Here is a 22,796-nt window from a genome sequence, read left to right on the forward strand (position 1 = left end):
TAGGCGGCTCCGATCTCTTAGTGTCGTTATTGTCCTGCGGACAGCTTACCGTGCCGCGCGAGCGCGCGTGGGGCACCCTGCCAGCGGGCCCGGCCAGAATGGCGGACGTCACAGGGAATCATCGCGCACTGCCCCGTAATCGGTCCAGAGCCAGCCTTCCGGCGCCCACTTCGTCCGCCGGTGGCAGAGACTGCGCATCGATCAATGCCGGGATGGTGGCTTCGGCGCCGGTCATCAGCGCGGTGTCGGCGGGCAGCCCCCGCTTGACCAAGGCCAAGGCAACCGGTCCGAGGTCCACGTGATCGACCACCGTTCCTACCCGTCCTACCGAACGCCCGCCGGCTAACACCGAGTCGCCGGTGGACGGTCGGTCCGTGGAACCGTCCAGATGGAGCAGGACCAGCATCCTGGGCGGTTTACCCAGGTTGTGTACCCGCGCGACCGTCTCCTGGCCCCGATAGCAGCCCTTGTCCAGGTGCACGGCTCCGATGCCGGGGCCGCCGATCCAGCCGACCTCATGGGGAATCGTGCGTTCATCGGTGTCGACGCCCAGCCGCGGGCGCTTGGCCGCCACCCGATGCGCCTCGTAGGTCCAGATGCCGGCCGGTCGGACCCCCGCCTGCGTCAGGCGGTGCTTCCAGTCGGCGGTGTCGCCACTCGGCACCAGCAGATCCAGTTCGATCTGGCCGGCGCTCGACGGCATCCGGCGGGCGAAGCCGCGGCCTGGCAACGGGACCGCCATCAGGTCCGCGGGCAGCGCATCGAGACCGAGTGCGTCGAGCACCGCTTGGTCGGACAACTGCGGCCCGATCAACGACAGCACCGCCAGGTCTGCGGTGTCGGGGGTCACCTCCGCCCAGAACACCATTTTGCGCAGGTAGTTCAACAGCGGTTCGCCGCGCCAGGGTTCGGTATCCAGATAGGTGGTTGCGCCCAACTCGGTCTGGATCCAGTGGTCTTCGACTCGGCCCTGTCCGTCCAGGCTCATATTCTGGGTGCTGGCCCCCTCGGGTAGCTCGCTGACGTGCTGCGTGGAGATGTTGTGCAGCCAGCTCTGGCGGTCTTTTCCGGTGAGGATGAGCACGGCTCGATGCGAGCGGTCCACCAGCACGGCGCCGGTTTCGGCGGCGCGCTGTTCGCCGAGCGGATCGCCGTAGTGCCAGATTGCGCCGGCGTCGGGACCAGGATCAGGAGCGGGAACTGCGGACACACCACAACTCTACGGAGCGGCCTAGATCGGAAAAAGCATGGCCAAGAACAAGACAGCCATCCCGCCGGCCATCATCGCCTGAACCGAGTCGCCCAGCCAGCTGTACCGTGGCGCGCCCCGCCGCCGGTCGGACAGGCGCCGCAATATCCAGAACGCCCCCGCGCCCGCGAAGCCGACGGTACCCAGCCAATTGGCCGCGCTGAACCAGATCGGTGCCCCGCTGGTAGCCGGCATGTTCATCGCGGTCATGGCTGTGCCCGGCATTGACATGACGGCGTACATCCAGGCTGTCGCCAGCATCATGATCGCGTGATAGCCATACCGCACCCGTACCGCGGTCGTTGGGGCTGCGCGCAGTGCCATCACCGCGAACCACACGGTCGCCAGCAGGAAAAACGTGACAGGCCCCGTGGTCGGCAGCCGGGTGGCCCAGGGCCAGGCCATGGTTGCCATCGCAACGGCCATCGCGAAGTGCAGCCCATGACCGACGACCAGCGTCCACGGCCGGCGCACGGTGATGATCGGCAGGCCGCATTCGGCCGCGGACAGCGCGAACAACGCGGTCACCACCCAACGCAGCGTCAGGTCGTGAATCATGCGGTGATTCGGGATCGGTGGGGATGCAAGTCGCCGTCACACGTCGCGGCCGAAGCGGCGCAACCGCAGCGAATTGGTCACCACGCTGACCGAGGACAACCCCATTGCGGCGCCGGCCACGACGGGATTCAGTACGCCGAGTGCGGCAAGTGGGATCGCGGCGGTGTTGTAGCCGAAAGCCCAGCCCAGGTTCTGGTAGATCGTGCGCAGTGTGCGCCGCGACAGCTCAATCGCTCATACGACACCGTCGAGGCGCCCCGACATCAGGGTGATGTCGGAGGCTTCAATGGCCACATCGGTGCCGGTGCCGATGGCAATGCCCAGATCGGCCTGCACCAGGGCGGGGGCGTCGTTGACGCCGTCACCGACCATCGCGACGATGCGGCCCTCGTCCTGCAGTCGCCGAACCTCGTTGACTTTGTCCGCCGGCAACACCTCGGCGAGCACCCGGTCGATGCCCACCTGAGCCGCGATCGCGGCGGCCGTGCGGGCGTTGTCGCCGGTGATCAGCGCAACCTGCAGGCACATGGCGTGCAGCTGGCGGACCATGTCGGCGGCGTCGTCCTTGACGGTGTCGGCCACCGCGAGCACACCCACAACCTGGCCATCTTGGCCGACATACACCGCGGTGCGGCCGCGCTCTTCCAGGTCCGCGGCCGCCACGGCCAGCTGCTCGGGCAGCCGCAGGTGTTGCTCGTCGACCAGCTTGCGCCGCCCGAACAGCACGGACTTACCGCCAACCTCGCCTCGGACCCCATGCCCGGCCAGGTTGGTGAACTCGGTGGCGGGCGGAACCTCCAACTCCCGCTCACGTGCGCCGGCGACGATCGCGGCCCCGATGGGGTGTTCGGAACCCGACTCCACCGCGGCGGCGATGCGCAACACCGCATCCGGTTGGCGCCGCTTTCCGGCGATGACATCGGTGAGCTCCATCTGGGCCCGGGTGAGGGTTCCGGTCTTGTCGAACACGACGGTGTCGATCTTTTTCGAAGCCTCCAGGACCTCGCCGCCTTTGACCAGGATCCCCATGTCCGCACCCCGGCCGGTGCCGACAATGATCGCCGTGGGCGTGGCCAGGCCCAGCGCGCACGGACAGGCGATGATCAGCACCGAGACGGCCGCGGTCATGCCGGCCACCGGGTTGGCGGCGAGCAGCGTCCACCCGGCAAAGGTTGCGGCGGCAATGCCGACGACCACCGGCACGAATACCGCCGAGACCCGATCGGCCAACCGCTGCACGGGGGCCTTGCCGTTTTGCGCCTCCTCGACCAAGCGCACAATCTGCGCGAGCGCGGTATCGGCGCCGACAGCGGTGGCGCGCACGGTCAGCAGCCCATCGGTGTTGACGGTGGCGCCGGCAACCCGGTCGCCGACTCCCTTTTCGACCGGAACGGATTCGCCGGTCAGCATCGACTCGTCGACGGCTGCCCGCCCGTCGATCACCTCTCCGTCGACCGGGATCTTCTCCCCGGGCCGGACCCGCACCAGGTCTCCGACTTGCACCCGGTCAACCGGCACGAGGTGTTCCTCGCTGTCCACGATCAGCCGGGCCTCTTTGGCGCCCATCTCGAGCAGCTTGCTGATCGCCTCCCGGGTCTTGCCGTGGGCGGTGGCCTCGAAATAGCGGCCCAACACGACGAACGCGATGATCAGCGCCGCGGTGTCAAAGAACAGCGGGCCACCGGCGAACAGCTGATAGGTGGAGTAGATGAACGCGGTCAGCGTGCCCAACGAAATCAGCGTGTTCATGTTCGCCGAGCGGGCCCGCGCTTGCTGCACCGTCCCCACCAGGAACGGCCACCCGGCGATGAATTGCACGGGTATGGTCGCGGCGAACGCCAGCCATCCCGCCCACGGGTATGCGCCGAAGAACATCGTCAAGCCAGAGGCCAGCAGACCCAACGGCCACGCCAACCAGGCCCGCCGCGACCAGAAGCGAATTTCGCTCCGGGCCTGCTCACTCGGCGACAGCTGAGTCGCGGTGTCCTGCTCCGGCGAGTAGCCGATGCGATCCAACGCCGCGCGCAGTCGCGCGATCTCCGGCGGGGGATCGTCGTCGTTGTCGTCGGTGCGCATACCCAGCAGCGCTCGTGCCAGCCCGCCGATGACCCTGCCCACGACGCCGCCGTCGGCGACGCTGGCCGCACGGGCGGTGGGCGCGGGCGCCGATGCGTCACCCGCGTGCTCGGCCTCGGCGATCGCCGACACGATGGCGGCGGTGTCGCAGTGGGCGGGTGAGTACCAGATCACCACCGATGCCGTTCGCGGATAGGCGCGGACCGCACGCACACCGCCGACCCTGCCCACCGACTCCTCGATCGCGGCAGCCCGGGTGGCGTCGATCGCAAACCCATTGGCATGCACCCGCATCCGTCCGGCCGCCGCGGACACCACGGTGACCGTGGCATCGGCGGTGCAGGCCAGCTCAGTGGCAAGCATTGTTGGCCTTGGTGACGATGCTCGGCGGCGTGTCCTTGGCCGGTGGTGGCGCAACTTCGGCGCCCACCCGCTCGACCGCTTCGGCCAGCACATCGGCAGCCGCCAGGCGATCCCGCTCGGTTGCCTGTTTGGTCCTGCGTTCGGTGGTACGCGCGGTCCGCAGGCCCCAGGCCGTCGCCGTCACCGTTGCCGACCGCCACGGAGCTTTCGCCAGCGCTTCGTAGGTCGCGACACCCACCACGCCGGTCACCACCGAGTGCACCGCCTTCGTCCACAGTCCATGCCACAGCGTCATCTCGCGCTCCCTTCCCTTCTTGCCTCGTCACAAGTTGCGGACAGGCGCCGGGCCTGGCAGCCACAGCTAGGTGCGAACCGCGGCGATCCCTCCGGGGACCGTCATGGCCGGCTCTGCACCGGTTGGTCGTCGCGGGGTTCGCAGACGACGCCGCCGCCCAGCTGCGCCTGTGGGCCCGTCAGAGCGGGCGTGAACTTCACCGCGTCGATCAGCTCGTCAATGGCTGCCTGGCCGCGCCCATCAAGCACCGCCGCGGAAAAGCAGGTCTCCAGGTGGTTGTGCAGCATCACCCGATTTGCCCGTTCCAGCGAGGACTGAACCGCGGAGAGCTGCTTCATGACGTCCACGCAGTAGGCATCGGATTCCAGCATCCGAATGATCCCGTCGAGGTGCCCTCGAGCCGTCTTCAGCCGGTTCAGCGCCGCACGTTTCTTGTCGGTCAGCTCGTGGCTCATGGCCGGTACCAGTTCCGCACGATTCCAGCATACTCCACCCCACCCGGGGTGGATTAGGCGCGATTGGTGGGCCGTCCGCTGGCGTCAGGCACTGCCGCGAGTACGCCCGCCGCGGGCCACTAGGCTGCTGGGACATGACAGGGCAGACGGGTGTTGTCGTCACGCTTGATGGGGAGATTCCCGAGCCCGGGACCCCGTTACTGCACGCCGATGATCTTGCGGCGGTCCGGGGCGACGGCGTGTTCGAGACCCTGCTGGTGCGCGACGGTGCGCCGTGTCTGGTCGAGCCGCATCTACAACGCCTGACCACCTCCGCTCGATTGATGGATCTGCCCGCACCCGATCTCGCGCGCTGGCGGCACGCGATCGACGTGGCGGCCCGGCGCTGGGTGGCATCCACCGGTGCCGAGGGATCGCTGCGCCTGATCTACAGCCGCGGCCGGGAGAGCGGTTCGGCGCCCACCGCGTACGTGATGGTCAACCCCGTACCCGAGCGCGTTGCGGCGGTCCGGCGCGACGGCGTCGCCGCGATCACGCTGGACCGCGGATTGCCGGCCGTCGGCGCCGACGCGATGCCCTGGCTGCTGGCCGGGGCGAAGACGCTGTCCTACGCGGTCAACATGGCTGCCCTGCGTCATGCGGCCAACCAGGGCGCCGGAGACGTCATCTTCGTCAGTTCGGACGGTTACGTCCTGGAGGGGCCGCGCTCGACGGTGGTCATCGCCACCGACTGCGACGGCGGGGCCGGCGCAAATCCGTGCCTGCTCACACCCCCGCCGTGGTACCCGATCCTGCGCGGCACCACGCAACAGGCTCTGTTTGAAGTCGCCCGCGCCAAGGGCTACGACTGCGACTATCGGGCACTGCGCGTCAACGATCTCGCTGACGCACACGGAATTTGGTTGGTGTCGAGCATGACCCTGGCCGCCCGCGTGCACACCCTCAACGGTCGGCGGTTGCCCCGTTCCCCGATCTCCGAGGCATTCTCCGAACTGGTTGACGCCGCCGTCGTCAGCGACCGCTGAAGCCAGAAAATCTGTTGTGGGCACGCCGATGCGGGGGTACGGTCGGCCGTACACAGGGAAGGAGGTGGTCCGCGAATTGAGTACTTCATGGACATGTGAGGTGGCTACGCGCTAGCTGCATTGGCTCGGAAGAGCTGGCGTTACGCGCGCTGGCGAATCCCCCCGTAGCCACCCGGCCCCCGAGCTTTCGGTCTGTCCAACCGGAACTTCGCTCGGGGGCCGCTCCATTTCCGCAGAAACCCAACCGCTCGAGCTGCCGGGCTATCCGCGCTCGCTGGTCCGCGCCGCCGGATCGAACTCGCGGTACCGACGTGCGAACTCGTCGCGGGGAACCGGCCACTGTTCGCCGTCGCCGTCGCGCACCACCCAGTCGCCGTCGGCCGCGGTAGCCGGACCTTCCGGGGTGCTGATCGCCTCCCCGGCGTGCGCCGGGCGGGCTTGCACCGGCCCCTTGCGACGCCACTGTCCGTCGCCATTTTGTTCGTAGCTGGCCCGGAAAACATCGTCGCGCACCGACCACGTCTTCCCATCCGCCGCAACGGCCCAGTCGCCGGCGTCGGCGTGCCTGGTGCGCCCCGAATCCGACGTCCATGCCCAGGGCGCGTTTCGTTGTTGCGCGCTGACGGTTCCGACCCGGGTGAACGGTCGCCACAACGGACGTGACCGGTAGCCGAGCCGGCGCAGGCTCCACAGGGTGTCCGCCAAGCTGGCCAACGCGGCGTTGAGCAGATCCGGATCGCTTTCGACGACCGCCCAGTCGACGAGCCTGTCGTGGAGCTTGCGGGCGTCGTCGCGGGCTGCGCCGTAGCTCCAGCCGTTGCGCCGGTAGTAACGACACCAGTCTTCGTGTTCTGCCCGCGCCATGCTCAGCGCCGCATGGCGGTCAAAGCCCATCAGCGAAAGCTGTTCCAGTAGCGGTGATTCGGCCATCTCTTGGCTGGACAGTGGTTTGGCCGGGTTGCCCCAGGTGTTCCAGGTATGTCCGGCGATCTGTTTGACCATCCACAACGCATTGCGTACCCGGCGCCGGGTGGACTCACGATAGAACTCGTTGAGCTCGGCCCACGGCACCGTGGCGGGTGAGCGCGATTTCGTCGGGCCGATCCCCGCGACCTTGTGTTCATGGATCAGCCGTGCCGCCCGGTCCCAAACGTCTTGGATCCTTCCCTCCCGGGTGTCGAGCACCAGGGAGTAGGACTGTAGCAATCCGACGACCTGGATCGAGTCGTCGGTGATGTTGGTGCCGAGGTCCGAGGCGTACACGGGCATCTCGGGAAAGCGGGCGGCCAGCCTGGTCCCGCGGGTCGCGGCGTCGGGACCGGCCAGAATCACCCCGCAGTTGGTGGGGTCGGCGTCGGAGATCAACCGCCACATGGTCGGCACCGTGGGCGCCGCCGAAACCGCAGTGACTGCCGGTCCGGTCGATGATGCGAATCCGGCTTGTTGACGGTAAAACTCGTGATCGCGCACGTAATCCTCGGCGTCCGTCTCGACCAGGGTAAGAGCTGGCAGCGGGGGCGCGCCGGGTGCGGTGTAGAAGTCACGCTCCAGGGCGCGGCGGGTCAGCTCGGCGCACAGCGCCAGGGTCAACTGTGAAGAGCCGCAGACGAATACGCGCGTGATCCGGCCGGTCGCCATGACCCCGTCGAGCAGCCGGATGGCCGTCACCTCGTACTTGCCGACCACATCGGCCGCCCATCGGGTATCGGATCCGCCGAATTGCTTGGCGCGCCAGGATTCGGCCAGCCATGGGTCATCGATACGCACGATGAGCGGCAACCGTTGCTTGTTGCCAAGCTGGGAGACTCGGCGACCGATCACATCGAGCCAGAGCAGGTTGGTCGACGGGTCGGGCGACATCAGACAAAGCCGCCCCAGGTGGCGCCACAGGCGCAACGAAGCCAGCGAGGACGGCGCGTTGAAGTCCACCAGCACGACGCGGGCGCCCTGCCGGCGAGCCCGTTGCACGTGTTCGTTGTCGGCGTCGGTGATCAGCACCAGGGTGCCGTGACGGTCCAGCGCCCGCGCCACACCGCTGAGCATGGGTTGGGTGTCGTCGTCGCCCCCCACGATCACGGTGACCGAATCGGCGAGGTTGGCCCGCAACCGGTCCACCTGGGAACGGAAGATGCCGACCACCACACCGCCCAGGCCAGTAAAGATCGCCGAGAGTGCGGCGAACCGGGCCAATTCGAGTGCGACCGGGGTGGGATTGGGGCAGGTGCGTCCGCTCAGCGAGGTATCACCGACACCGCCTTTGACCAATTGGGCGGTCCACATTAGCGGGGTGAAGACGGCCGGATGGTTGTCGTCGTGGCAGCTCCAATACGCGCTGAGTCCCAGCACGGCGCTTGCCGAAACGAGCAGCGCGATGACGGTGAACGACACCCCCACCAGCCGGTGGCTGGGACTGGACCGGAAGGTCAGCACGCTGACCGCTCCCAGCACACCCACCACGATTGCGATGGTCGCCATCGATCCCGGCCGGCCGAACCAGCTCACCGGACTCGGCACCTGGTCCAGGATGGCGGGCTGTAACGCGACAGCGGCCAGATAGCCGATCAGGAGCAGACCGACCAGCGAGAGGACCCAACGTGCCAGCGGCGCGGCCTTCCTGCTGCGCAACATCGGCCGGCTCCCTTCGCGGCTGAGCGGCTGCTTGAAACGTGGAACAAGTACACGCAGAACCGTCGGCGAAAGGCAATAAGAAACTAGAGGTGGGGGTTGGTTTTGCCGGGCCGGCGCCGGGCGCTACTAGCCGGCGTAGCGCGACAGGCGGGCCGAAAGGTGCGGCACCAAGCCGCCGTCGGCGTCCACTCGTTCCTCGACATAGGCGAGGTCGCCGCCTTCGATGATGCCGTAGAGCCGCTTGGCGCCGCCGACCAGCACGCCGGACCGGCTTCGGGCGAGCGCGTCGGTGACCAGCTCCCAAGATGACTGGGTGAGCGGGCGGCCGTAGAACAGTTCCACGTAACCGGCCGAATGCGCCAACAGCAGCTCGATGGCCTGCGATTCGCTCGGATCGTCCTCGGGGTCGCTGACGAAGCGCCAGAAGCCGGTCTCACGCAGGCCCGGCTCCTCGTACTGCCCGTCCTCGTCGAGGCGCCATGACCGGGCTTCCCAATTCAGATAGTCGCCACCATCGTGGGAAACCACGATCTGCTGGCCGAACCGGTAGTCGCCGTGGGGTCCGCGGCCCTCGCCCTCACCACGCCACACTCCGACCAGCGGCAGCAGCGCCAGCAGCGCGTCGTGCAGGTTGGCGCCGTGCCGCAGGTTTGCGGTGTCGGCGGGTAGCGGTAGGTCGTCGAACGTAGGGATATTGCGGGCGGCGGTCAACTTGGCGCGTTCGGCCGCAGCGGCGACGGCGCGATCACCCGAGCCCGCTACTGCATCCGGTCCGTCCTGGCTCGCGTCAGACGTCACGACTCGTCAGTGATAAGCCGATACAGCGCATAAAGCGCGAACCAGGAGATGACCACGGTCGCAAGGACCAGCAAGATCTCGTAGAACAGCACCACGCCGATGATTCTATTCGGCCATGCGGGTCGGCGAGTGTCGGAGGGTCCGGGGACCCTCAGGCGATCTTGACATCTACCTCGTGGATGCCCGCCCCCGACGGTCTGACCACGGCGTCACCGTTTCCGGCCTTGGACAGGGCGCGCACGGTCCACGATCCCGGCGCGGCGAAAAACCGGAAGTCGCCGGTCGCCGATGCCACGACCTCGGCGGTGAACTCGTCGGAGGAGTCCAGCAGCCGCACGAACGCGCCGCCAATGGTCTGCCCGTCTCGGTCCACGACGCGACCGGTGATCACCGTTTCCTTTTCCAGGTCGACGCTGGCGGGCAACGTCAGTCCTTGCTTGGGCGCAGTGCACATATCAATTTCCCAACTCGATCGGGGCGCCCACCAGGGAGCCGTATTCCGTCCAACTGCCGTCGTAGTTCTTCACGTTCTTGTGCCCGAGCAGTTCGTGTAAGACGAACCAGGTGTGTGAGGACCGTTCCCCGATGCGGCAGTACGCAATGGTTTCCTTGGCACCGTCGAGACCGGCATCGGCGTAGAGCTTGGCCAGCTGCTCATCGGTTTTGAAGGTGCCGTCCTCGTTGGCGGTCCTGCTCCAGGGCACGTTGATGGCGCCGGGAACGTGGCCGGGCCGCTGACTCTGCTCCTGGGGCAGGTGCGCGGGCGCGAGAATCTTGCCGGAGAATTCGTCGGGGGATCGCACGTCCACCAGGTTCTTGACGTGGATGGCCGCGATCACCTCGTCGCGGAATGCCCGGATCGAATTGTCCGGTGCCACCGCGGTGTAGGAGGTTGCCGGCCGGCTCACGGCGTCGGTGGACAACGGGCGCCCGTCGAGCTCCCACTTCTTGCGGCCGCCGTCGAGAAGCTTGACGTTCTGGTGTCGGTACAGCTTGAAGTACCAGTAGGCGTACGCGGCGAACCAGTTGTTGTTGCCGCCGTAGAGGACCACGGTGTCGTCGTTGGAGATGCCGCGGTCGGAGAGCAGTTTGGAGAACTGCTGGGCGTCGACGAAGTCGCGCTTGATCGGATCCTGCAGGTCGGTGCGCCAGTCCAGCTTGATGGCACCGGCGATGTGGCCGTAATCGTATGCGCTGGCGTCCTCGTCGACTTCGACGAAGACGACGTTGGCGGCCCCGGAGTTTCCGAGATTGCTTTCAGCCCAGTCGGCGGAGACCAGGACGTCGGTGCGTGCCATGGTGTCGGTCCTTTCAGGTTCTTCAGGTGAACAGCAGTTAGGCGGGGTGGGGATCGCGTCGCAGGCGTGCGGCCAGCGGGTAGAGCTCACAGCCCAGACAGATGCCGAAGGCCGCATTCAGGAAGGCGGCCACCAGTGCCAGTGCGGTCGCGACCGCGCCGACCAGGAACGGGCCGAGGGCAAAGCCGGCGACGCCGCAGACCGCGAACACCAGCCCGACGAGCTGGGCGAACTTCAGCGGGGGGACCGGCTCACGCTCCCGAACCGCCGCGATGCGAGGTGCGACGAACGCCGAAAACAGCACTCCATATGGGTGCCGGCGCGGTCCGGCGAAGGCACCGACGGCGAACGCGGTGGCCTGCAGGCCCAACACAACCGCGGCGGCGGCGGGGTTGAGTGCCGAGATGATCAGGACCACCAGCAGAACCGCGGTGGTGACCCATGCGGCGAACCGGGGTCCTCGAACGTCTACCAGCTCGACTGCGGTGCGGGTGTTGGTGCTGGACACGGATTGCTCCTGGAAATGGCTGTTGCGCGGCGATGCAGGGCACTTCGGGCGATATGGCGATATAGGGCGAAGTGGGGAGATAGGCCACGGTCAGATTCCGCAGCTGCCCCGAGTGAACTGCGTAGACGACGCAGCTACTCAGCAGCTACAGCAACAGCAACAACCCGCGATGCGGCACAGATCTACTGCGCGACGCTTGGTGAGCAGAGGCTCAAGGCGGGCTGACACGCCGGTCAGCTTACCCAATAACCCAACGACATCGTGATCGAGCCACCAGCGCGGCGCGCACGCCGCCGGGGTCACGACTGCTTGAACCCCTCGAGGGAAATCGTCACGTCGTTGGTGATGCCTTCGATGATGATGTCCGAACCCCGGGCCCCTACCGTGTTGGGGGCCACGGCGAACGGCAGCTTCTGGTTCGGCAGCCGGCTGCTGAAGGCGCGCAGCACCGCACCGAGTTTGTCGTCCGGAACGGTTTGGTCGGCGGTATCGGGGCCGGTGACGACGCGGGTTGGGGTGATCACCAGGGTCGATTGGTCCTCGGGGGCGATGGACACGTCCACCGAGACGCTGACCCGATGATCAAAGTCGGCCGATGTCGGCGTTCCGCTGAGCACCAACCCGTGACCGTCCGATATCCCTGACTCGGTCGTGCCTCCGGTGGCGTCGTTGCTCTCGTGCGGGGGCGCCTGCACCATCAGATCGCTGATGCCGAGGTGGCGGCCCAGGTGCATCGAGTCGATGATGATGCGGCTTTCCAGCTTGTGCACCGTCATCCGCGAATTCGGCTCGATCAGCCAGGAAGCCTGGGAGAGGTCGATCGAATGCATGGTGGCTTCGAGCGTGGCCACGCCGACCACGGCGTGCTCGACGGCAATGGCCTTGATCTCCAGCTCGAAGTACCGATGCCTCATCGCTTGCGGAATGAACGGGAAGCCGAGGATGGCGACAAACGGGTCCGACCCTAGGTGCGCCGCCTTGCGTACGCTGGTCGACAGCCGGTATTCGGCGTAGATGCTGGCCCCGAAGTCGACGCCGACGGCACCGAGGATGACGATGCCCAGGACGATCGCGGTTGCAGTGAGTCCGACCAGCACCATGCGCATCCGCATATTGTGGCCTACCGGCTGGATTGATCCGATCGGATCGTCGTGCTGGGCCGCGCCCCGGTCATGAACTGTAAGCTTGGTCACAGTTACCGGAACAGACCTGGGTGGGTCGGCCCAGGATGCGCCCGCCGGTCAGCCGAACCGCCAGGGCGCTAGCACGACCGCTACCTGGCGGTTGTCGCTGCACGGCGGGCAAAGAGCGCGCCCTGGGCAGATCCTGGGCGGCGCAGCCCCGGGCGGCCGGCGCGAGGCGCCGCGGGGCCCTCCGGCCACCCGTTTCTGCCTTGCGCAACGCCTTATCGTCGGGCCAAAGACCAGGTGGCAAGTTATCGTTAGATGTGCTGGGCGCTAACGTCACATGTCGCGATGAATCTGGGGGATGCCTTTCCCACGACGCTGGAGGGGCTTGTTGGAGTTATTACTACTAACCTCGGAGCTGTATCCCGACCCTGTGTTGCCGGCACTGTCGTTGCTTCCTCACAATTTACGGACGGCCCCAGCGGAGGCTTCTTCGCTACTGGAAGCGGGCAACGCGGATGCGGTGCTTGTTGACGCTCGCAACGATCTATCGGCGGCTCGTGGCCTTTGTCGTCTATTGAGCACGGCCGGCAGGTCGGTGCCGGTGTTGGCGGTGGTGAACGAGGGCGGCCTGGTGGCGGTTAGCGCCGACTGGGGTTTGGACGAGATCCTGCTGCCCAGCACCGGACCCGCTGAGATCGACGCCCGACTGCGGTTGGTGGTCGGCCGTCGCGGAGGTCAGGCCGATCAGGAGAGCGTCGGCAAGGTCAGCCTGGGCGAGCTGGTCATCGACGAAGGCACCTACACCGCCCGGCTGCGCGGCCGGCCCCTCGACCTCACCTATAAGGAGTTCGAACTACTGAAATACCTCGCGCAACATGCCGGTCGCGTGTTCACCCGCGCGCAGCTGCTACACGAGGTGTGGGGGTACGACTTCTTCGGTGGCACCCGCACCGTCGATGTGCACGTGCGGCGCTTGCGGGCCAAACTCGGCCCCGAGCACGAGGCGTTGATCGGCACGGTACGTAACGTGGGTTACAAAGCGGTTCGACCGGCGCGCGGACGGTCAGTGGCCGTCGAGGCCGACGACGAAGAGGCCGAGTCGGATCACGACGGTTATGAAGAGCCACTGGTTGACCCGTTGCGCAGTCCGTGACGGCGGTGCAATGGCGCTCGCATCTGACCGACGATCAACAGCGGCAGGTGCGTGATCTCGTCACGGCGGCAACACAAGTCGACGGGGTGGCTCCCGTGGGCGAGCAGGTGCTGCGGGAATTGGCCCAGCAGCGCACCGAGCACCTGTTAGTCGAGGATCAATCACCAGGGAAATCCGCCATCGGCTATCTGAATCTCAGCCCCGCCCATGGGGCCGATGCCGCGATGGCCGAGCTGGTGGTGCATCCGCAGGCGCGGCGGCGCGGGATCGCGACCGCAATGGTGCGTGCGGCCTTGGCGAAGACGGGCGGACGAAACCAGTTCTGGGCGCACGGAACCCTGGCGCCCGCTCAGGCCACGGCGTCCGCGCTGGGGCTGACCCCGGTCCGCGAACTGGTGCAGATGCGGCGGTCGCTGCGCCAGCTTCCCGAACCGGTGATCCCGAACGGACTGCAGATCCGCACGTATGCCGGAACGGAAGACGACGCCGAGCTGTTGCGGGTCAACAACGCCGCCTTCGCCTATCACCCCGAACAGGGCGGATGGACCGAAGCAGACTTGGCCGAGCGCCGAGGTGAGCCATGGTTCGATCCCGCTGGCCTGTTTCTGGCCTTGGAAGGATCCGAAGGCGCCGAGGACTCCTCACGCGGCCAGTCCAGGCTGCTCGGCTTTCACTGGACCAAGATTCACCTCGATGATCCCGGCCTCGGCGAGGTCTATGTCCTGGCTGTCGATCCAGCCGCACAGGGGCGCGGGCTGGGCCGCACGTTGACGATGATTGGTCTTCGCTCGTTGGCTCAGCGGCTGGGGGATCGCGATCTCGGCCACGAATCCACGGTCATGCTCTACGTGGAGTCGGACAATATCGCCGCCGTGCGGACCTATCAGGGGTTGGGCTTTTCCACCCATAGCGTCGATACGGCCTACGCCCTGGCGGCACCGGACGCGGCGTTGGCCTAGCGTCGGTGGTCGGCCCGGTTGCGTGTGCGCCGAAGGGCATACTGGCCGGGTGGGTCGGCAATCCGTCTGGGAGACGGCGAGCGCCGCCGGAAACCGTCGAGAACGCGTGCAGGAAGCGAGATTTGTGAGACTCGGCATGGTGGGCAGAGCCTTGGCGACGGTGATGGCCGCAACGACGTTTTGCGCCGGGGTGTTGACCGCGTGCGGTGGCGATGACCGCCGGGGCTCGTCGGCGAACTCCGGAGCGGTTTCGCGACGGGTGGAGTGCGGCGGCAGGAGTACCTTGACCGCCGAGGGGTCCACCGCCCAGGAAGACGCCATGGCGCTGTTCAACCAGGTGTGGGGCGAGCTTTGTCAGGGCAAGAGCGTGTCCTACAAGGCCACCGGGTCCGGTGCCGGCCGCGAACAGTTCATCGCGGGGCGTGTCGATTTCGCGGGATCGGACTCACCGCTGGTCGCCGACCAGATTGGGCCGGCCGCCGACCGTTGCGGCGGCAATCCGGCCTGGGACCTGCCACTGGTTTTCGGTCCCATCGCGTTGGTGTACAACCTGCCTGGCGTCAAGGCGTTGATCGTGGATGCCAATGCACTGGCCAAGATCTTCAGCGGTCTGATTCGGACCTGGGATGATCCGATCCTGCTTGGGCTCAACCCCGGTGTGGCGCTGCCCAACGCCCCGATCGCACCGATCCATCGACAGGAATCGTCGGGGACCACCGACAACTTTCAGAAATATCTGACCGCCGCGGCGCCGCAGAGCTGGACCAACGGGGTCGGTGGGGAGTTTCGCGGTGGTGTCGGCCAGGGTGCACGCGGCTCGGCGGGGGTGATCACCGCGGTGCAGTCCACCCCGAACTCGATCGGATATGTCGAGAAGGGTTTCGCCGACAGCGCCGGCCTGCCGTTCGCCCAAATCAACAACGGCATCAGCGTCGTACCGCTGACCAACGAAACGGCCCGCAGTGCCGTCGATGCGGTGACGTTTGCCTCCAGCGGCAATGACCTGGTGCTGGAGCTGAATTCGATCTACGGGCTGCGCGACCCGGGCGCCTACCCAATCATGCTGGCCAGCTACGAGATCGTGTGCTCGAACGGATATGACGCGGAAACCGGGGCCGCGGTCAAGGCGTTCCTCGCGACCGCCGTCAACAGCGGTCAGAGCGGCCTTGCTGCGGCCGGTTACGTTCCGGTGCCCGATAATGTCAAACAGCGCCTAGTGACCGCGATCAACGCTCTGCAATGACCGCCTGAGGATCAGCGCTCGGTAGGCACAAGGGTGATGGCATCGATGGGACAGCAGTGATAGCACCTGACCCGGCCGACGTGGGTGCGGGGAAGGGCATTGCGGCACCCCTGCCGGAATCGCCGATCATCTCCATCAATCCGTGGGGCAACGGCAAACCGGGTTTGGTGGACCGGATATTTCGTTGGCTGGCGCAGGGCGCCGGAGTCCTGGTCGTCGCCCTGATCATCGCGATCGGCGTCTTCCTGGCGTGGCGCGCGATTCCCGCACTGGCCCGCAACAAAGAAAACTTCTTGACCTACGGCGGGAATTGGGTGACCTCCGATACGTCGGCGATGCACTTCGGAATCCTCGACCTGCTCGAGGTCACGGTCTTCATCTCGCTGTTTGCGCTGATGTTGGCGATGCCGGTCGCGCTGGGCGTGGCGATCTTCCTGACTCAGTACGCGCCGCGGCGGGTTGCCGGCTCGCTGGCCTACCTGGTGGATCTGCTGGCCGCGGTGCCGTCGATCGTCTATGGCGTATGGGGTCTATACGTGCTGGCGCCGCAACTGCAACCGGCCGCTGCCTGGCTCAATCGCACCCTGGGCTGGTGTTTCCTGTTCGCCAGCGGTGATGGCCCGGTCGACGAGGGCGGCACCGTCTTCACCGGGGGGGATCGTGTTGGCGGTGATGATCTTGCCGATGATCACCGCCGTCACCCGGGAAGTCTTCGCTCAAACTCCCCAGGACCAGATCGAGGCCGCGCTGGCGCTCGGCGCCACCCGGTGGGAAGCGGTCAAGACCACCGTGCTGCCGTTCGGGCGCTCGGGATACGTCAGCGGCGCGATCTTGGGTCTGGGCCGGGCCTTGGGCGAGACGGTCGCGCTGCTGATCATCCTGCGCGGCACCGAGCAGGCGTTCGGATGGTCGTTGTTCGACGGTGGCTCCACCTTCGCCACCAAGATTGCCGGCGCGGCCTCGGATCTCGACGACCAATATCAGGCCGGGGCCTACCTGGCCGCGGGACTGATGCTTTTTCTGCTCACCCTCGTGGTCAACGCCATCGCCCGCACCGCGCTCATCGGTACCAGAAGGGTGCACCGATGACCTCGATGTTGGACCGGCCGGTCAAGGCGCGCACGTTCTCGGGACTGGCGCGCCGCCGTCGGCTGGTGAACAGCCTGGCGACCGTGCTGGTGACACTGTCGATGCTGGTGGCCCTGACGCCGTTGATCTGGGTACTGGGTTCGGTGATCGCCAAAGGCTTCAAAGCGGTGTCTTCCAGCGCGTGGTGGACTCATTCGCAGGCGGGGATGACGGCATTCGTGGCCGGCGGTGGCGCCTATCACGCGATCGTCGGCACCGTGCTGCAGGGCTTGGTGTGTGCGGCGCTGTCCATTCCGATCGGCATTATGGTGGCGATCTACCTGGTCGAATACGACGGTGGCGGGCTGATGGGCAGGCTGGTGTCCTTCACCGTCGACATCCTGACGGGCGTGCCGTCAATCGTGGCCGCGCTGTTCCTCTACGCATTGTGGGTCGGGGTGTTGGGGTTTCCCCGTTCCGAGTTCGCGGTGTCCTTGGCGCTGGTCTTGTTGATGCTTCCGGTGATCGTGCGGGCGACCGAGGAGATGCTGCGTATCGTTCCGGTGGATCTGCGCGAAGCCGGCTATGCGCTGGGGCTACCGAAGTGGAAGACCATCGTCCGGATCGTCATTCCCACCGGGTTGTCCGGCATCATCACCGGGATCCTGTTGGCATTGGCCAGGGTGATGGGTGAGACGGCGCCGTTGCTGATCCTGGTCGGATATGCACGGACGATGAACTTTGACATCTTCAGCGGGTACATGGGCTCGTTGCCCGGCATGATGTATGACCAGACCACGATGGGTGCCGGAATGAACCCGGTACCCACGGACCGGTTGTGGGGCGCCGCGCTGACGCTGATCTTGGTGATTGCCATCATCAATATCGGGGCCAGGGTGCTCACAAGAATCCTCGTCGCCAAGTAGTCAAGGGCAGGAGCGCTAAGTGGCCAAGAGGCTAGACCTCAAGGACGTCAACATCTACTACGGGTCGTTTCACGCCGTCGCTGAGGTGTCGCTGTCGATTCTTCCCCGCAGTGTGACGGCGTTCATCGGCCCCTCCGGCTGCGGCAAGACGACGGTGCTGCGCACGCTGAACCGGATGCATGAGGTCATCCCGGGTGCCCGCGTCGAGGGCTCCGTGCTGCTCGACGACGAAAACATCTACGGTCCCGGTATCGACCCGGTGGGGGTGCGCCGGGCGATCGGGATGGTCTTTCAGCGCCCCAACCCTTTTCCCGCGATGTCGATTCGCGACAACGTGGTTGCCGGCCTCAAGCTGCAGGGCATGCGCAATCGAAAGGTGCTCGACGAAACGGCCGAGTATTCCCTGCGTGGGGCCAACTTGTGGGATGAGGTCAAAGACAGGATGGATAGGCCCGGCGGCGGGCTTTCCGGTGGGCAGCAGCAGCGGTTGTGTATCGCGCGGGCCATCGCGGTACAACCCGACGTGTTGCTGATGGACGAGCCGTGTTCGGCGCTGGATCCCATCTCCACGATGGCGATCGAGGATCTGATCAGCGAATTGAAACAGGAATACACCATCGTGATCGTCACCCACAACATGCAACAGGCCGCCCGGGTGAGCGATCAGACAGCGTTTTTCAACCTGGAAGCCGTGGGCAAACCGGGCCGCCTGATCGAAATCGACGACACCGAAAAGATCTTCTCGAACCCGCGGGAGAAGTCCACCGAGGACTACATCTCGGGCCGTTTCGGCTGACCCGGGTGGCCCGGCCGCCACGGCCGATCGCTGGTCAGCGTGAGTACGTTGGCGATTCGTCCTCGGGGAATCTCCCGGTGGCCTGAAAGATCACCCGCCGCGCCACTTCCACGGCGTGGTCGGCGAAACGTTCGTAGAAGCGGCCCAGCAGCGTCACGTCGACGGCGGCCGCCACGCCGTACTTCCATTCCCGGTCCATCAGTACGGTGAACAGATGCCGGTGCAGATCGTCCATCGCGTCGTCTTCTTCGCGGATCCGGGCCGCCTTCTCCGGGTCGCGGGACAACACCACTTCTTGCGCACTGCTCCCCAATTCAACTGCAACCCTGCCCATTTCGGCGAAGTAGCCGTTGACCTCTTCGGGTAGCGCGTGTTGGGGATGACGCCGGCGGGCGATCTTGGCCACGTGCAGGGCCAGGGCCCCCATCCGGTCGATGTCTGCCACCATCTGGATTGCGCTCACGATCGCCCGGAGGTCACCGGCAACCGGTGCCTGCAAGGCCAGCACCACGAAGGCGCTCTCCTCGGCCCTGGCACTCAGCGTCGCGATCTTCTCGTGGTCAGAGATCACCTGTTCGGCCAGCAGCAGATCGGCTTGTAGCAGGGCCTGAGTCGCCCGCTCCATCGCGATACCTGCCAGCCCACACATCTCACCGAGCCGCTCGGATAGCTCCGAGAGCTGCTCATGGTAGGCCGTCCGCATGTGGTAAGCCTACGTTCTCGACCGCCTAAACGCCGCGAAGGGCGACCCGAAGGGCGCCTACTCGCAGGTGGTGTCGGCGGCGTTGGTCACCGTTAGGTCTTCCGGCAGCTTAATCGGTGGGCTGGTGGAATTGCGGCTGATCTGCACGCTGACCGACGAGCCGCTCGGCGGGGGAGCGGTCACCGCCTTGAAGTCGGCGCCGAGCACCACCTGCACCATCTCGCCGATCCCGGTGACCCGCTCAACCTTGCTGTTGCCGAACGCGGCGGCCACCGTCGCGGCGGCTTGCTCGTTGCCGGAGGCAAAAAGCACCGTCGTGGTCTGCAACGAATTCGGGTAGTCGTCGGGTGCCATCACGTTGAAGCCGTTGCGCTCGAGCTGGCTGGCGGCGGTGGCGGCCAGACCCGTGGTCCCGGTTCCGTTGGAGACCTGCACGGTGACTTCTTGCGGCGAGGTGGTTGTCACCTGTTGGCGCTGAACCTCGTCGGCAGGACTTGCCGGCGGCGCTTTGGGGGCCGTGGTCGGTGCCGTCGTGGTCGGCCGGTTTCCCAACGTCTGGGCGTTGTGATCGTTTTCCAGCGGCAGCGGCTCATCGTCGATGATGGCGCTGAACAGCGCCTTCATGTCGGCCGTTCGCGGGGGCTCGTCGCCGTTCTCATCGGTGATACCGGTGGGCACGGTGACGAACGTGATGTGTCCGGCTGCCATGCCCTGCAGCGACTGACCCAGCTCAACCAGATCCTTGGTCTTGACGTTGTCGACGTAGCTGTCGCCGATGAACATGTCGACCACGTTGTTGAGCTTGTTGAGGTTGAACAGGGTGTCTTCGGAAATCAGCGAACGCAGCAACGACGACAAGAACAGCTGCTGACGTTTGATGCGGCCGTAGTCGCCGTTGCTCTCGGTGGTCACCTGGCGGGCTCGCACATAGTTCAGGGCGGTCGTCCCGTCGATCACCTGGCGCCCAGCGTGTTCGAGCACCGTGCCGATTTCGTAGTCACGCAGCGGCGTGGTGCTGCACACCTCGACACCACCGAGCGCTTGGACCATCTTGGCGAAGCCGACGAAGTCGATGGCGATGAACCGGTTGATGCTCAACCCGGACAGTTTTTGGATCACCTTCACCAGACACTTGGGCCCGCCGAAGGAGAACGACGAGTTCAGTTTGGTCTCGGTGTAGACCATCCGGGGACCCATCTGTCCCGTCGTCTCGTCATAGATCGGCCCGTACTTGCCGGTGTCGGGGTTCCAGGCCTCGCACTTGACGGGGGTGATCGCCAGGTCGCGGGGGAACGAGACCGCCACCACTCGCTTGCGGTTCGCCGGGATGTTGACCAGCATCACGGTGTCCGACCGCGCCCCGCCGGCGTCCTCGGTGTCACCGGCGCCCACATTGGAATTGGCGCCGGCACGGGTATCCATGCCGACGATCAGGAAATTCTCGTCGCCGTATTGCCCGCTGGGGTTGACGATGTCGCCCGAGTGCGGGTCGAGCGCGCTCACCGTGTTGAGCCGGTTGTTTTTCGACGAACTCCATTCCCACGCCCCGCCGGTGAGCACCAGCGCCAGCACGGCGAACAGCGCCGCCAGCGACCGCCCGGCCAGCAGTATCGGGAGCCGGCGCGATTTCGGCGCGTCCTTACCGGGCCGGGGAGCCTTTGCGGTCGACCTGCGACGCAACCGCGGCCGCCGGGCCCGCGCCGGTGCGGCTGGCTGCTCGCCGGGCGATTCGGGGTCGGACTCGTCGTGCGGATAGTTGGCAGACCCGAGGTCGGGGAGTTCGGAGAGCAGTTGCAGCGTGTAGGCCGGGATAGCGATGACCTCGGTGTCCAGCTGCTCGTCAGGCTCGTGGACCTGGTCCGCGATGTCGGGGGCGGCATCCGCGGGGGTTGGGTCGGGCCCGGATTCCGGTGCGCTGTGGTGGTGGGCCGGATGGGCGGGAACGGGGGCCCCGAGTTTGGCGATCAACTCGGCGACGCTGACACCGCCGTCGATGTGAGAGCCAACCTTCGGGGTGCGCTCGACGTCGTCGTGGGCTTGGCGCGGTTGCGCGCCACCCCGGGTGTCGACCGCCGCGGCGGCCTGCGCCAGGTCGGCGGATCGTGCACTCGACCATCGAACGAGGTCGTCATCGACAGGTGCGGCCGAGAACCGTTCCCACGGCGCGGCGCCTCGCATTTCCTCTCGGTTTGGGGTAATCAATTCATCACCCCGGTGGGTGCCGGAGGCGCGCCGATGGCCAGGAGTGGCGTCCCTTTTGCCATCACCCATGTCCTACCGGCCTCCGAAAGTCTGATGAAGACATCAGTGTTGTCCGTGCGAATACCACAGCGCAGCGCCAAGGTGATGGCGCCTCGCAATGCAATAAAGCCCACATCGTACTGACTTATCGGCGCACACGCGATTTCGAGAGCGTCTCAGTTCGACTGCCGGACGTCGTGGGGGCTAGCCACCGGAGTGCATGACGTCCGCGCCGTCGGGCACCCGGCAGTCATCGGGGTCGTCCAGCCACCCCTCGGGAAGGGCGACTCGGGAGGGTGAACCCTGCCGGCCCCTGGGGCCGTTGGCGGCTTCGGGGAAGGGGACGTCGGGGTCGAGCCGCGCCAGCAGGGAGTCGAGTTCGTCGGAGGTCTTGACCAGCGCCAACGCGCGGCGCAGGTCGGATCCGGCCGGAAATCCGTGCAGGTACCAGGCGACATGCTTGCGGATATCGCGCATGCCCTTGTCCTCGCCGAAGTGCGCGGCCAGTAGTTCGCCGTGCCGGCGGATGATGTCGGTCACCTCGCCCAGGGTGGGGGGCGTGGGTGCCGGGTTGCCGGTGAAAGCCGCCGACAATTCGGCGAACAGCCACGGCCGGCCCAGGCAGCCGCGACCGATGACAACGCCGTCGCATCCGGTGGCGGCCATCATCGCCAGCGCGTCGCTGGCGTCGTAGATGTCTCCGTTGCCGAGCACCGGGACCGTTCGCACGTGTTGCTTGAGCAGCGCGATCTGCTCCCAATCGGCCGTGCCCGAGTAGCGCTGTGCCGCGGTCCGGGCGTGCAGTGCGACCGCGGCGGCGCCTTCGGCCTCGGCGATGCGGCCGGCATCGAGGTGCGTTTGGTGCGCGTCGTCGATGCCGATGCGGAACTTGACCGTCACCGGTATGCCGGTGCCCTCGACCCCGCGCACCGCGGCGGCGACGATCTGGCCGAACAGCCGCCGCTTGTACGGCAGGGCGGCCCCGCCGCCACGCTTGGTCACCTTGGGGACCGGGCAGCCGAAGTTCATGTCGATGTGATCGGCCAAGCCCTCCTCGGCGATCATGCGGGCCGCAGCGTATGTGGTGTCGGGGTCGACGGTGTAGAGCTGCAGCGACCGGGGCGACTCGTCCGGGGCGAACGTGGTCATGTGCATGGTGACCGGATGGCGCTCGACCAGCGCGCGCGCGGTCACCATCTCACAGACATACAGTCCACTGACCGTGCCGACCTTGGCCTGCTCTAGTTCACGACACAGCGTGCGGAATGCGACATTGGTCACACCAGCCATCGGCGCCAATACAACCGGGCTGGCCAGCTCGATC

Annotated in this window: 20 protein-coding genes and 2 pseudogenes; 7 read left to right on the forward strand and 15 right to left on the reverse strand. The window is 66.5% G+C overall.

Features of this window, described 5'->3' with window-relative positions; genetic code table 11:
• Window positions 1–118 precede the first annotated feature (118 nt).
• From ygfZ to csoR, 5 genes and pseudogenes are all read right to left on the reverse strand, one after another.
• A complete protein-coding gene (ygfZ, locus tag G6N41_RS09380; RefSeq protein ID WP_198967199.1) occupies window positions 119–1,210 on the reverse strand; it encodes a CAF17-like 4Fe-4S cluster assembly/insertion protein YgfZ in 1,092 nt (363 codons plus the stop codon).
• Window positions 1,211–1,231: 21 nt separating this feature from the next.
• Window positions 1,232–1,807, reverse strand: coding sequence for a DUF5134 domain-containing protein (locus G6N41_RS09385; RefSeq protein ID WP_020730766.1), 576 nt, complete (start codon window positions 1,805–1,807; stop codon window positions 1,232–1,234).
• Between the two features lie 36 nt (window positions 1,808–1,843).
• A pseudogene (locus tag G6N41_RS09390) lies at window positions 1,844–4,177 on the reverse strand (heavy metal translocating P-type ATPase).
• A gap of 55 nt (window positions 4,178–4,232) precedes the next feature.
• Window positions 4,233–4,541: a DUF1490 family protein gene (locus G6N41_RS09395; protein WP_198967200.1), complete on the reverse strand. Its 309-nt coding sequence runs from the start codon at window positions 4,539–4,541 to the stop codon at window positions 4,233–4,235.
• A gap of 101 nt (window positions 4,542–4,642) precedes the next feature.
• Complete coding sequence (gene csoR / locus G6N41_RS09400; protein WP_020730768.1) at window positions 4,643–4,996, reverse strand: copper-sensing transcriptional repressor CsoR; 354 nt, start codon at window positions 4,994–4,996, stop codon at window positions 4,643–4,645.
• 134 nt (window positions 4,997–5,130) lie between these two features.
• Between csoR and G6N41_RS09405 the strand changes: the two genes are divergently transcribed.
• Window positions 5,131–6,021, forward strand: a complete 891-nt coding sequence (locus G6N41_RS09405; RefSeq protein ID WP_012396404.1) for an aminodeoxychorismate lyase — start codon at window positions 5,131–5,133, stop codon at window positions 6,019–6,021.
• A gap of 261 nt (window positions 6,022–6,282) precedes the next feature.
• Here the strand turns inward: G6N41_RS09405 and G6N41_RS09410 are convergent, their stop codons facing one another.
• The 7 genes from G6N41_RS09410 to lmeA all read right to left on the reverse strand — a co-directional run bounded on the left by G6N41_RS09410 (window position 6,283) and on the right by lmeA (window position 12,365).
• A complete protein-coding gene (locus tag G6N41_RS09410; RefSeq protein WP_198967201.1) occupies window positions 6,283–8,649 on the reverse strand; it encodes a RyR domain-containing protein in 2,367 nt (788 codons plus the stop codon).
• A 126-nt stretch (window positions 8,650–8,775) separates the two neighbouring features.
• Entirely contained in the window at window positions 8,776–9,447 is a 672-nt protein-coding gene (locus G6N41_RS09415) for an FABP family protein (protein WP_012396402.1), read from the reverse strand.
• A 151-nt stretch (window positions 9,448–9,598) separates the two neighbouring features.
• Window positions 9,599–9,901: a DUF1416 domain-containing protein gene (locus G6N41_RS09420; RefSeq protein WP_011738766.1), complete on the reverse strand. Its 303-nt coding sequence runs from the start codon at window positions 9,899–9,901 to the stop codon at window positions 9,599–9,601.
• A 1-nt stretch (window position 9,902) separates the two neighbouring features.
• Window positions 9,903–10,745 (reverse strand): sulfurtransferase, encoded by an 843-nt coding sequence (locus G6N41_RS09425; protein WP_198967202.1) that lies wholly within the window; start codon window positions 10,743–10,745, stop codon window positions 9,903–9,905.
• A 37-nt stretch (window positions 10,746–10,782) separates the two neighbouring features.
• Window positions 10,783–11,253 carry a DUF4395 domain-containing protein gene (locus G6N41_RS09430; RefSeq protein WP_015357271.1) on the reverse strand — a complete coding sequence of 157 codons (471 nt, stop codon included), beginning with the start codon at window positions 11,251–11,253 and terminating at the stop codon, window positions 10,783–10,785.
• Between the two features lie 138 nt (window positions 11,254–11,391).
• Entirely contained in the window at window positions 11,392–11,556 is a 165-nt protein-coding gene (locus G6N41_RS29960) for an Ms5788A family Cys-rich leader peptide (RefSeq protein ID WP_369073426.1), read from the reverse strand.
• Window positions 11,553–12,365, reverse strand: a complete 813-nt coding sequence (gene lmeA / locus G6N41_RS09435) for a mannan chain length control protein LmeA (protein ID WP_198967203.1) — start codon at window positions 12,363–12,365, stop codon at window positions 11,553–11,555. Before lmeA ends, G6N41_RS29960 begins: the two co-directional genes overlap by 4 nt.
• 403 nt (window positions 12,366–12,768) lie before the next feature.
• On the opposite strand from lmeA, the gene G6N41_RS09440 reads away from it, so the two are divergent.
• The 6 genes and pseudogenes from G6N41_RS09440 to pstB all read left to right on the forward strand — a co-directional run bounded on the left by G6N41_RS09440 (window position 12,769) and on the right by pstB (window position 18,528).
• The gene (locus G6N41_RS09440; RefSeq protein WP_198967204.1) at window positions 12,769–13,536 is read left to right on the forward strand and encodes a winged helix-turn-helix transcriptional regulator; all 768 of its coding nucleotides are present in this window, start codon (window positions 12,769–12,771) and stop codon (window positions 13,534–13,536) included.
• A complete protein-coding gene (gene mshD, locus G6N41_RS09445) occupies window positions 13,533–14,495 on the forward strand; it encodes a mycothiol synthase (RefSeq protein ID WP_198967205.1) in 963 nt (320 codons plus the stop codon). The genes G6N41_RS09440 and mshD overlap by 4 nt, the downstream gene beginning before the upstream one ends.
• A 136-nt stretch (window positions 14,496–14,631) precedes the next feature.
• A complete protein-coding gene (gene pstS, locus G6N41_RS09450; protein WP_198967804.1) occupies window positions 14,632–15,738 on the forward strand; it encodes a phosphate ABC transporter substrate-binding protein PstS in 1,107 nt (368 codons plus the stop codon).
• Window positions 15,739–15,794: 56 nt separating this feature from the next.
• A pseudogene (gene pstC, locus G6N41_RS09455) lies at window positions 15,795–16,827 on the forward strand (phosphate ABC transporter permease subunit PstC).
• Window positions 16,824–17,732 (forward strand): phosphate ABC transporter permease PstA, encoded by a 909-nt coding sequence (pstA, locus tag G6N41_RS09460; protein WP_012396393.1) that lies wholly within the window; start codon window positions 16,824–16,826, stop codon window positions 17,730–17,732. Before pstC ends, pstA begins: the two are co-directional and overlap by 4 nt.
• Window positions 17,733–17,751: 19 nt before the next feature.
• Window positions 17,752–18,528, forward strand: coding sequence for a phosphate ABC transporter ATP-binding protein PstB (gene pstB / locus G6N41_RS09465; RefSeq protein WP_198967206.1), 777 nt, complete (start codon window positions 17,752–17,754; stop codon window positions 18,526–18,528).
• A 34-nt stretch (window positions 18,529–18,562) separates the two neighbouring features.
• Here the strand turns inward: pstB and phoU are convergent, their stop codons facing one another.
• From phoU to dusB, 3 genes are all read right to left on the reverse strand, one after another.
• Window positions 18,563–19,231 carry a phosphate signaling complex protein PhoU gene (gene phoU, locus G6N41_RS09470; protein WP_198967207.1) on the reverse strand — a complete coding sequence of 223 codons (669 nt, stop codon included), beginning with the start codon at window positions 19,229–19,231 and terminating at the stop codon, window positions 18,563–18,565.
• A gap of 57 nt (window positions 19,232–19,288) precedes the next feature.
• Window positions 19,289–21,409, reverse strand: coding sequence for an LCP family protein (locus tag G6N41_RS09475; protein ID WP_198967805.1), 2,121 nt, complete (start codon window positions 21,407–21,409; stop codon window positions 19,289–19,291).
• A 267-nt stretch (window positions 21,410–21,676) separates the two neighbouring features.
• The gene (dusB, locus tag G6N41_RS09480) at window positions 21,677–22,762 is read right to left on the reverse strand and encodes a tRNA dihydrouridine synthase DusB (RefSeq protein ID WP_407663739.1); all 1,086 of its coding nucleotides are present in this window, start codon (window positions 22,760–22,762) and stop codon (window positions 21,677–21,679) included.
• Window positions 22,763–22,796 lie beyond the last annotated feature (34 nt).

This window comes from Mycobacterium shottsii (assembly GCF_010728525.1).
GTDB lineage: Bacteria > Actinomycetota > Actinomycetes > Mycobacteriales > Mycobacteriaceae > Mycobacterium > Mycobacterium marinum.